Below are 8771 nucleotides of genomic sequence, written 5' to 3'. Positions count from 1 at the left end.
CGCAGGCTTGGTTCATGCTGGCCATGGGCTTCCTGCTCATCCGCAGGATCGCTCGAGATTACCAGGCGATCGCTTGATTTCGAGTCAGGTTCTAAGCTGCGAGGGATCCACCAGAGGGGATCGACTTTTCTATCAGGCAGCGACCTCGAACAGCATTGCTATGAACCGCGCCTGGGCCTTGATGTCGTTGCCACCGATGTTCCGAACTTGCCCCTTCCTGATCATTGCCATCGTCTCGTAGCCTGCCAGCGTTCGTCTCGCCGTCCGGTTCTGTTGCAGCCTTTTGCTTGGGTTGAGAGGGATCCGCTAGGCGGGACCGACTTACCTATCAGGCGGCGACTGCGAACAACGTGGCGATGAACCTTGCCTGGGCCTTGATATCGCGACCACCGATATTCCGAACCTGTCCTTTCCTGATCATTGCCATCGTCTCGTAGCCAGCCAGTGTTCGTCGAGCCGTCCAGAAACCGCCAAAGCCAAGCCCCGGACAGGCCAGTCGTTTGACGTTCCGATGGTCCTGCTCAACTATATTGTTGAGGTATTTCACCTGTCGCAGCCGTGACCAGCGCCAGAGTTCGCCGTCCTTCTTCACCTCCGCGACCGCCTTCGGATAAGCCGCATTCTTGTCGACCGTGATGGTCCTCGGGTTCACCGTGTGCGGCTGCGCCAACGCCTTGCGGAAGAAGCGCTTCGCGGCCTCGGTGTCGCGCTTGGCCGAGAGCAGGAAGTCGATGGTTTGGCCGTGGCTGTCCACCGCTCGATACAGATACATCCAGCGGCCCTTGACCTTCACATAGGTCTCGTCCACCCGCCAAGAGCCGTTGCTTATGCGCAGGTGCGGCCGGATCCGCTTGTCCAGTTCGGCCGCCTAAGCCTGGATCCATCGGAAGATGGTGGTGTGGTCCACCTCGACGCCGCGGTCCAGCAGCATGAGCTCGAGATCGCGGTAACTGACGGGGAACATCAGATACCAGTGGACTGCCCACAGGATCACCTCCGCGGCGAATTGCCGGCCCTTGAAGGATTTACCCTGCCGCACCTGCGCCGCTTGTCGCTGTTTCCCCATGGCACGACTTCTACCCGGCCCCGATCGCGACGAAAAGCTGCAACAGAACCGCGCAGCCTGCCGTCAGATATGTGGATGAAACTCGGGATGTTGCCGCGTAAATTCAGCAACGTGTGCATCTTCACAGCGGCTTTCGTCGATCGAAAATGCGCCTATGGGAACAATGACAGACATAAATCGATGGTGGTCGAATCCAACGCGTAAACTGTGTTGTCCAGGTCTAACAATAACTTCTAGCCAGCATAAAGCCGCTGCGCCTGTGCGATTAACCGCTGCACGAATTCCGCGTAAATGCGCCAGTCGCGGGCCTGGTTCGCATCCGCGAGGGTCGAACGCCGGCCGCGAAAACCCATATGCCAGAGCTTCGCCGGCTGGGCCGTAAGGCATGCCTCGACGTCGCGCAGGCTCTCGCGATAGGTCAGTTGGGCGAACGCCATGGCCCGGTATTGTTCGGTGCATGGAAACGTCTGCACCGAGTAGTCGCCTTGGTAACGCGCGGCAATCCGCGCAAACGTGCTCCAGGGCAGGCAATCCATCAGTTGCGAGAACAGCGTCTTGCCAGCGTTCATCGGTGGACCCTCCCCGGACAAGCGTCGGGGAAACCGCCACCAACTTCAAATCGACACCACCCAAAATCGCCAAAAAACTCTTACGGGTCAGATGCTTCTATGCAATTCGTTCGGAAAACTCCGGACAGTAGTGATGCTGGCAGTCTACTGAAACGCCATTCAAATCCCCCAGTGTATCATTCGATAGTCGCGTTGATTTCTCATGCCGCACTCTGGGGAATGCCTTCGTCGAGATATCTGGCGCGGCCGCCAATATGCACGATCAGCTCCCGTTCTCCGCCGAGCACATTGAGGAGCGATACAGCGATGTCAGCATCACCATCAGTCCAGCGGACTCTGCCGTCACGCTCGTATGCATGAAATCCATCGACAAAGCCGGAGGCGCTGAGATCAATCTCGTGAAATCTGGTCCCCTTACGGACGAGGATCCGGGAAAGCGCTACGCCGAGCTGTCGAAAATCGCGAGATAAGCCGATCTCGCAAGGAATTGCCGCTCGTGACTTGATCCTCACCGACCCGGCGTGGCTCGGTATGCGAAATATGTAAGCGCCAGCGGAGCAGTTGGACGCATCCACTCGCTTTCCATCGATGTTGAGGTGGAGATCAGGGTCATCAGTCAACGGGAGTTCGAGGTGGCCTCCTGCACGATCCAGAAAGCGTCGCCATGCCGCGTCGACGATAGGTCCTCCCGTCACCACGGGGGCACAGGCTTCCTTGGGCGGATGGCCCCATCCGGAATTCGCGTTCTGAAAGAGCCATCGATTTCCATCGTCGCGGTAACTTTCGGCAGGCGCCCCGTCCGCGATGATCACGTCGTGGGTTTCGAGTTCGATGTGATAGATCGCGACTTCTTGCGCGCGATCATCCCAGATAATCGACCTGTGATTAACCAGGTATTCGACGGGGATCAGCATGTCGTCGACGAAGAGAGAATGGGCTTTGGTGAGCCGAAGGTCGCGACATGGCACATTGTCTGCCAGCGCGCCTTTCCGGACGATCACAGGTGTGGCGGCCGTCCGGCGGCCTCGGGATGCCATCACACGTCCTTCGCCGATCCAGACAATGCGCCGGAGGCGTCCGGACACAGTGGCCACGAAATCTCCTGCACCAAGACGCTCAACCGCCATCTCGCCAACCGGTGTGGCGATCCGGGTGCCAGCGCAAAAGCACACGACATCTAGTGGTGCGGTGAACGTGCCATCCGCGCCAAAGGTTATCGTCGATCCGGCAACCAGGGGCGTCGCCGACAGGATCGACAGAGACGAATCCATGTTCTGATTGTTGTCGAGGCCGAACGCTATGTCGAAAGATGAGAGGGCGCTCAGGAGCAATGAACTGGGCTGATACCCGAGCACCACCGACGGCTGAAACTCCGTAGCCGACTGAGGATCAACAGTATCGCCGGGAATTTCAGTGATGGTGTTCGCACTGTCGCTGAAGGCCGAAATGTTGAAGTCTACGTTGGGGTGCAGTATTCCGCCCAGGTCAGGCGTCCCCACTGTGACCGTCAGCGACGCGATGCTTTCGGATAATCCCGTCCCGGTGGTTGTGTACGACTGCACATGTAGCGTGTATTCATCGTCGGTCGTAAATAATGCCCCAAATAGTGGGTCTAGATTTCCCGCCGAGACACTCATGATCGGTTCTCCCGCTTTTGCTGAAATCTTATTTCAGATCTGCTGCATTGGGAGGAACGCTAACCCGACCAAAGGGAGTCGCAAAGTTACATTAAACTACTTGTTTTAACGAATGAAAGAACTGTGAAATATTTAGCTTTGTCGGGCTCGATGCCATCGGCGGTGACCATTGATTTGACGCCCAATAACACAAGCAATGGCATCCGTCGGTGCTATTTCCGCAGCGACGCTACATCAAACGTATGCTACGGCATAATCAATTCGTAGAATTTAACCAGCTGGACTGGTTCTGCGATGATTCCGACACTCCAGCCATTCGCCACATAATGTTGTTATATCGTAAAAGATTTGACATTTTCATCCGTATAGGCCCGGCGATTTTGCGCTCGCTTGCAACGAACGACTTGTCTCCCGATCCTCGGACTTGGCAATCTCTCTTCGTATTCCGTCATTCGCTTCCCTTCGTATAACGTCGCGGATACTGCCTTTTCGAGCGCAGCATGCTGGATCAAGTGGAACCCCCGCCGAACACCGTTGTCGGCGACGCTTCGTGGCTTGTTGCAACACGCGGATCCCTGTTCCAAGGAAGTAAGACGTGGAGCTGGGATACAGGGTGGTCATTGATCCGCGGCAGCGTACCGGCCAACCAGGCGCGCGGGTCGACGCCCATCAATCCAGGATGGTGACGCGGCCTTCCCCGGACCGCACGACCGGAACCACCTTCCAGCCATAGCCAGATCCCCCCTCGCCTCCCGCGTGCTGCGCCGCATTCTCAATTTGCGACTCGACTCGTTTCATGTTCCTTGTACGTTCTCAACATGGACGAGCAACTGCCCCTGTTCCCGGCGTGGCCAATCCTGGCGGACAGCGAGGTGATGGTTGTGCTGAGGAGCGCAATCAACCGAGGCATCCTCGGTTCCCGAGAAGCCGACCTTTATCTCGCAGGCACTTGTGAGCGGCACCTGGTGGCGAATTGCGGTTGGCAGGCCTGGTGGTGGTCCGACCAGCGTCGCCCGGTATGCACGAGTGATGCGTGATGCCCGAACCTGCGAACAATGCCAAACTCGGCCCTGTCACCCCGATGCGTTACCTCCGTGGCTGGGAATTTCAGATCGTGTGCAGCCGGTGCCGACATCGAGGCACGCTCACGACCGCGGAACTGGCCGAACGGCACGGGTCCGACATGCGGGTCCATGAAGTCGTCACGCGTTTGCGCTGTAGCGGATACCGCCCTGGCGGCCAATGCCGTGCCGAACCGTCCCAGGTCATTCTGGCCGAGGTCCGACGGTACGGAAAATCCGCCCGTGTGGTGCGCGAATTTGATGTGCTGCGAGGGAATCAACCGAGGAAGAGGGCATGGACACAACCATCATAAACGACCTGAACCTCGGCGACGTTGGCCAGGCTGGCGGACGTGGACAGGTCGTCCGACGCAACCCCAACACGGGGAAGCGCCACATGGATTTGCTGGATTGGGGTCTGAGACGGGAGATGTTCGACGGACAGCCGGATTCCCCCCAGCCGATCCGCGCGAGGGCGGAAACCGTACAGACTTTGCGGATCTTCCGAGAGGTCTTTGCCCAAAAACGCGGGATTGCCCCGGCGACGGAGATTTACCTCAAGCAGAGCGTGGGAGGGACCGGCAAGCTTTTCGCGATCAGGCGCGCGGACGGTCAACGAATGGCCCAGGCGGCTATATGGGATACATTCGCTCGGTCGGATGGAACGGTCGTACGGACCTACTGTATCGTCACGGTTGAAGCGAGCGGCGACGTCGCGATACATTGCATGCACCACATCCAGCGCCCGAGGATGCCAAGGTTCCGGCAGTGTTCACCCAGCGGCTGGCAGGTGCATCAAAGGCTCTCTGAAGATGTACGAATGTAGCCAGCGGGACTACTGGCGGGGTAAAGCAATGGAGTAATATCAACCGAACGAAGCAACTTCTTCTCCTAACCAACCCAGAAAGAGGAGGATTCAGGGGCACAGCTCAACCCTCAATGCTTCGGCTTAACGCCGCCACGTCACTCTGCTGTCCGCGCTCGCTCACATGCAGCCTTCCCCGATGTTACAAACGTGCTAGTGTTACCGGCAAAGGGAGAAAACGGCCATGGGGAAGCATTCTCTTTTTACTGTTGTACTTGCAGCGTGGCTTGTAGCTGACGGGGCTTCCGTCCTGCGGGCTCAAAACGTGGCGCCTCCGGCGCCCGGATCTGCTGGCTCGGATGGGGTTACGGCACTCAGAGCCATTGCATCCGGCTCCCAATGTGCCGCTCATAACTGGACGGCCCGAGGAAAGGCCCCGACCTCCTATATCGAGGGTGTGACGGTTGTGTTCGCGCGCGCAGTCTGTCAGCCGCAGCGTCCCGATGTGCAAGTGGTCTCTGCCCCAATCGATAACTCTTCGCACGCAGACGATGCACTAGCTGTCTATCAACCAACTTTCCAAGCACTGGGCATGACGAACGACACGGCGGGAGTTGACACTCTGCGGCACAGCTACGCGCTTCTGATCGGCCTCGGCATGATGGAAAGCTCGGGCAAATATTGTGAGGGTCGCGACGTCAGCCAATGTTTCACGACAGCCGACAGCGCGGAAGCCGGGCTGTTTCAGACTTCGTTCGGCGCCCGCCGCTTCAGTACAGCACTCGATGGCTTGTTCCAAACCTATAGCGCCAAACAAGATCACTGCCTGCTCAACGTCTTTCAGGGGTCGATTACGTGCAAGGTCGCACAAAGCCATAATCCGCAATGCCCATCCGTAACGAATGACGTAGCTGGAACAGGTCCCGGCGCAGACTGGCAAAAATTGACCAGAAGTTGCCCGGCTTTCGCGACCGAATATGGTGCGGTCGTGATGCGCAAGCACGGCGGCTCAAACGGTGAGTTCAACCCTATCCGCAAGCGGCAGGCCGAACTTCGCCCGGAGTGCGACGACATGCTCCAAAAGGCGCAGACTCTCGTGGAGCAGCATCCCGAGATTTGCTCGGCACTCTAAACGGGACCACCACACGATTTGCCCAAAGCAGATAGGGTGGATGACGTCCGCAGCGCGGACCTGGGAGAACATGAAATTCGCAATCGTCAAACGTAGAGCGGAACCTTCCTATGCAGCCAGGGATGACCGGTCTGTACCTCACTAGGCACGTCTTTGGGGTCACCAAGCTGATTGCAGCGGAGGCGGAGGCGATGCATCGGCTGGTCCAAGGTTTTGGTCCATGTGCAGATACAAGATCATGAGAGGGCGGCTCAAACCAGTCAGGAATTCCATTGTCTGATGGCTGACAGCTTCCAAGATCGGATCGGTTGATTTTCTGAACCGGAGACCAGGACGATGGCCGTAAAGGGAAGCTGTCACTGCGGTGCCACCCAGTTCACGGTGGCGAGACAGCCGGAGACGGTGACTCGCTGCACCTGCTCCTTTTGCACCAAGCGCGGTGCGCTCTGGGCTTACCAGAATCAGGAGGACAACTTCGTGCTCAGCACCGCGCAAGATCGCGTCTCGACCTACCGTAAAACAGCGTGCAAAACTTTCCAGAGTCCGAGGGTAAACAGCGTCCAATAGTTTCCACCCTGGCCCATGCGATCATCCGGCGTTTACGCTGGAGAATCTGGGGTGTTTTTTATGGATATGATTGCCGAGATCCGGCGCCGTCATTTGATCAGCAAGGAGAGCATCAGTTCGATCGCGCGTGACCTGAAACTGTCTCGTCCGACCGTTCGTAAGCATTGCCGCACTCAATCCGAACCGATCTACCGCCGTGACAAGCAGCTGACGCCGATGTTGGGGGCATTCCAGGCGACGCTGGAAACTTGGCTGAGGACCGGGTGCCCCAGCGCATGGTCTATGACAACCTCAAGGCGGTCGTGGAAACGATCTTCAGTGGCAAGGAACGCTTGTTCAATCGCCGCTTCATGGTGCTGGCCAACCATTATCTGTTCGAACCGGTCGCTTGCACCCCGGCCTCGGGCAGGGAGAAGGGGCAGGTCGAGAACCAGGTCGGCAACATCGGGGAATGGTTGTTCACGCCGCTGGCGCGGTTTGCCAGCTTCGCGGCGTTGAACGAACGGCTGGCCACGCGCTGGCGGGAACTGGCGCAGCGCAAGCATCCGGTGACCCCGGAGCAGTCGATCGCCACTGGCTTCATTACCGAGCAGCTTGCTTTACGGCAGATCCCGGCGACCTTCGATGGGTATGTGGAGCATATGCTGCGGGTGTCCAGCACCTGCCTCGTGGTGCTGGATCGCCACCGTTACAGCGTTCCGGCGGCGTTTGCGGGTCGTGCGGTATCGGTGCGCAGCACGACGGGCGAGGTGCGCGTCGTGGCGGACGGAGCGGTGATCGTCGAACACGCGCGCCGCTTCGGGCGTGATCAGTTGATCTGCGATCCCTGGCATTACCTGCCGATATTGGAACGAAAGCCCGGCGCGTTGCGCAATGGCGTGCCGTTCCTCGATTGGGATCTGCCCACCTCCATTCGGCTTGTGCGCGACCGCATCCTTAAGCAGCCCAAGGGCGATCGGGCCTTCGTCGAGTTGCTGCTGATGGCGCGCGAGGTCGGTCTGGAACCGCTGCAAGTGGCTTGTGAGCTGGTGCCGGACGGCACCGTCGTCACGGCGTCCGTCGTGCTGAACGAGATGCGTCGGCTGGTCGCGCCGGGGCAACCGATCATGCTGAACGTGCCCGACATGCTGAAGCTCCGGATCGAACCGCTCGCCGATTGCGGCCGCTACGACCACTTGCGCGAGGTGAGCCATGTCCTCCACTAACCTCATTGGCATTGACCGCCTGGCTCAACTCGGCGCGCTGCATCTGTATGGCATGGCGACGGCCTGGAGCGAGTTGCTGGCCGAGGGGCCGCGGCGGCCGGTGCAACCCGAGGCCTGGCTGGATCGACTGATCGAGGCCGAACTGGCCGATCGGCAGGTTCGCAGCCTGCGGTATCAGCTCAAGGCGGCGCGCTTCCCGGTGCATCGGTACCTCACCGGCATCGATTGGCCGGAAACGCCGTTGCCGCCGGCGCAGATCCAGCAACTGGCGAGCGCCGGGTTTATGGAAACGGCGCATAATTTGATTCTGGTCGGCGGAACGGGCACCGGGAAAACTCACTTGACGACGCCTCTGGGCGTGGCCGCCATCCATCAGGGCAAACGCGTGCGCTTCTTTAACGCCGTCGATCTGGTGAACCAGTTGGAGCGGGAAAAACAGCAGGGCAAGGCTGGGAGTATGGCCCGGCAACTGCTGCAGGCCGACGCCGTGATCCTCGATGGATTGGGATATCTGCCGTTCCCTGCCTCCGGCGGCGCGCTGTTGTTCCATCTGATCAGTCAGCTTTACGAGAAGACCTCGCCGCGCGACAATCAAGGTGAGAATCCCCGTCAATCAGGATGAGAAAGTTTCCGGGGCGTGGGGTGTAGGGAGGGCGTAGCCCGACCGCAGGCCCATGCCCCGGAAAAAGTCGGCCTGCGGCCCCCCGCGGGGCAGCGGATCGTCTGGTG

Annotated in this window: 7 protein-coding genes and 2 pseudogenes; 5 read left to right on the top strand and 4 right to left on the bottom strand. The window is 59.1% G+C overall.

Features of this window, described 5'->3' with window-relative positions:
• Window positions 1-241 (top strand): hypothetical protein (locus tag GSQ89_RS38310; protein ID WP_216855944.1); only part of this gene is annotated, 241 nt, incomplete at its 5' end.
• Between the two features lie 87 nt (window positions 242-328).
• On the opposite strand, the pseudogene GSQ89_RS00255 reads toward GSQ89_RS38310, so the two are convergent.
• The 4 genes and pseudogenes from GSQ89_RS00255 to GSQ89_RS38305 form a co-directional block, all read right to left on the bottom strand.
• A pseudogene (locus GSQ89_RS00255) lies at window positions 329-1039 on the bottom strand (IS6 family transposase).
• A gap of 80 nt (window positions 1040-1119) precedes the next feature.
• Window positions 1120-1635: pseudogene (locus GSQ89_RS00250) on the bottom strand (DUF4372 domain-containing protein); the annotation flags it as partial.
• A 200-nt stretch (window positions 1636-1835) separates the two neighbouring features.
• Window positions 1836-3272: a Hint domain-containing protein gene (locus GSQ89_RS00245; RefSeq protein ID WP_158920789.1), complete on the bottom strand. Its 1437-nt coding sequence runs from the start codon at window positions 3270-3272 to the stop codon at window positions 1836-1838.
• A gap of 508 nt (window positions 3273-3780) precedes the next feature.
• Entirely contained in the window at window positions 3781-3942 is a 162-nt protein-coding gene (locus GSQ89_RS38305) for a transposase domain-containing protein (protein ID WP_216855943.1), read from the bottom strand.
• Between the two features lie 686 nt (window positions 3943-4628).
• On the opposite strand from GSQ89_RS38305, the gene GSQ89_RS00235 reads away from it, so the two are divergent.
• The 4 genes from GSQ89_RS00235 to GSQ89_RS00220 all read left to right on the top strand — a co-directional run bounded on the left by GSQ89_RS00235 (window position 4629) and on the right by GSQ89_RS00220 (window position 8664).
• Window positions 4629-5159, top strand: a complete 531-nt coding sequence (locus tag GSQ89_RS00235) for an SOS response-associated peptidase family protein (RefSeq protein WP_158920786.1) — start codon at window positions 4629-4631, stop codon at window positions 5157-5159.
• 571 nt (window positions 5160-5730) lie between these two features.
• Window positions 5731-6270, top strand: a complete 540-nt coding sequence (locus GSQ89_RS00230) for a hypothetical protein (RefSeq protein WP_158920783.1) — start codon at window positions 5731-5733, stop codon at window positions 6268-6270.
• A gap of 830 nt (window positions 6271-7100) precedes the next feature.
• Entirely contained in the window at window positions 7101-8042 is a 942-nt protein-coding gene (locus GSQ89_RS00225) for a Mu transposase domain-containing protein (RefSeq protein ID WP_216855942.1), read from the top strand.
• Window positions 8029-8664 (top strand): ATP-binding protein, encoded by a 636-nt coding sequence (locus GSQ89_RS00220; protein WP_174254809.1) that lies wholly within the window; start codon window positions 8029-8031, stop codon window positions 8662-8664. The genes GSQ89_RS00225 and GSQ89_RS00220 overlap by 14 nt, the downstream gene beginning before the upstream one ends.
• The last annotated feature ends 107 nt before the right edge of the window (window positions 8665-8771 follow it).

It is taken from the genome of Acidisphaera sp. S103 (assembly GCF_009765975.1).
Classification (GTDB): Bacteria; Pseudomonadota; Alphaproteobacteria; order Acetobacterales; family Acetobacteraceae; genus Rhodopila.
This window is presented reverse-complemented; position numbering and strand designations above follow the sequence as displayed.

Excerpts from the sequence above, each read along its gene's own strand:
- GSQ89_RS00220 (WP_174254809.1), top strand. The coding sequence starts at position 8,029 with ATGTCCTCCACTAACCTCATTGGCATTGACCGCCTGGCTCAACTCGGC.
- GSQ89_RS00235 (WP_158920786.1), top strand. The coding sequence starts at position 4,629 with ATGGACACAACCATCATAAACGACCTGAACCTCGGCGACGTTGGCCAG.
- GSQ89_RS00245 (WP_158920789.1), bottom strand. The coding sequence starts at position 3,272 with ATGAGTGTCTCGGCGGGAAATCTAGACCCACTATTTGGGGCATTATTT.
- GSQ89_RS00230 (WP_158920783.1), top strand. The coding sequence starts at position 5,731 with ATGACGAACGACACGGCGGGAGTTGACACTCTGCGGCACAGCTACGCG.
- GSQ89_RS38305 (WP_216855943.1), bottom strand. The coding sequence starts at position 3,942 with ATGGGCGTCGACCCGCGCGCCTGGTTGGCCGGTACGCTGCCGCGGATC.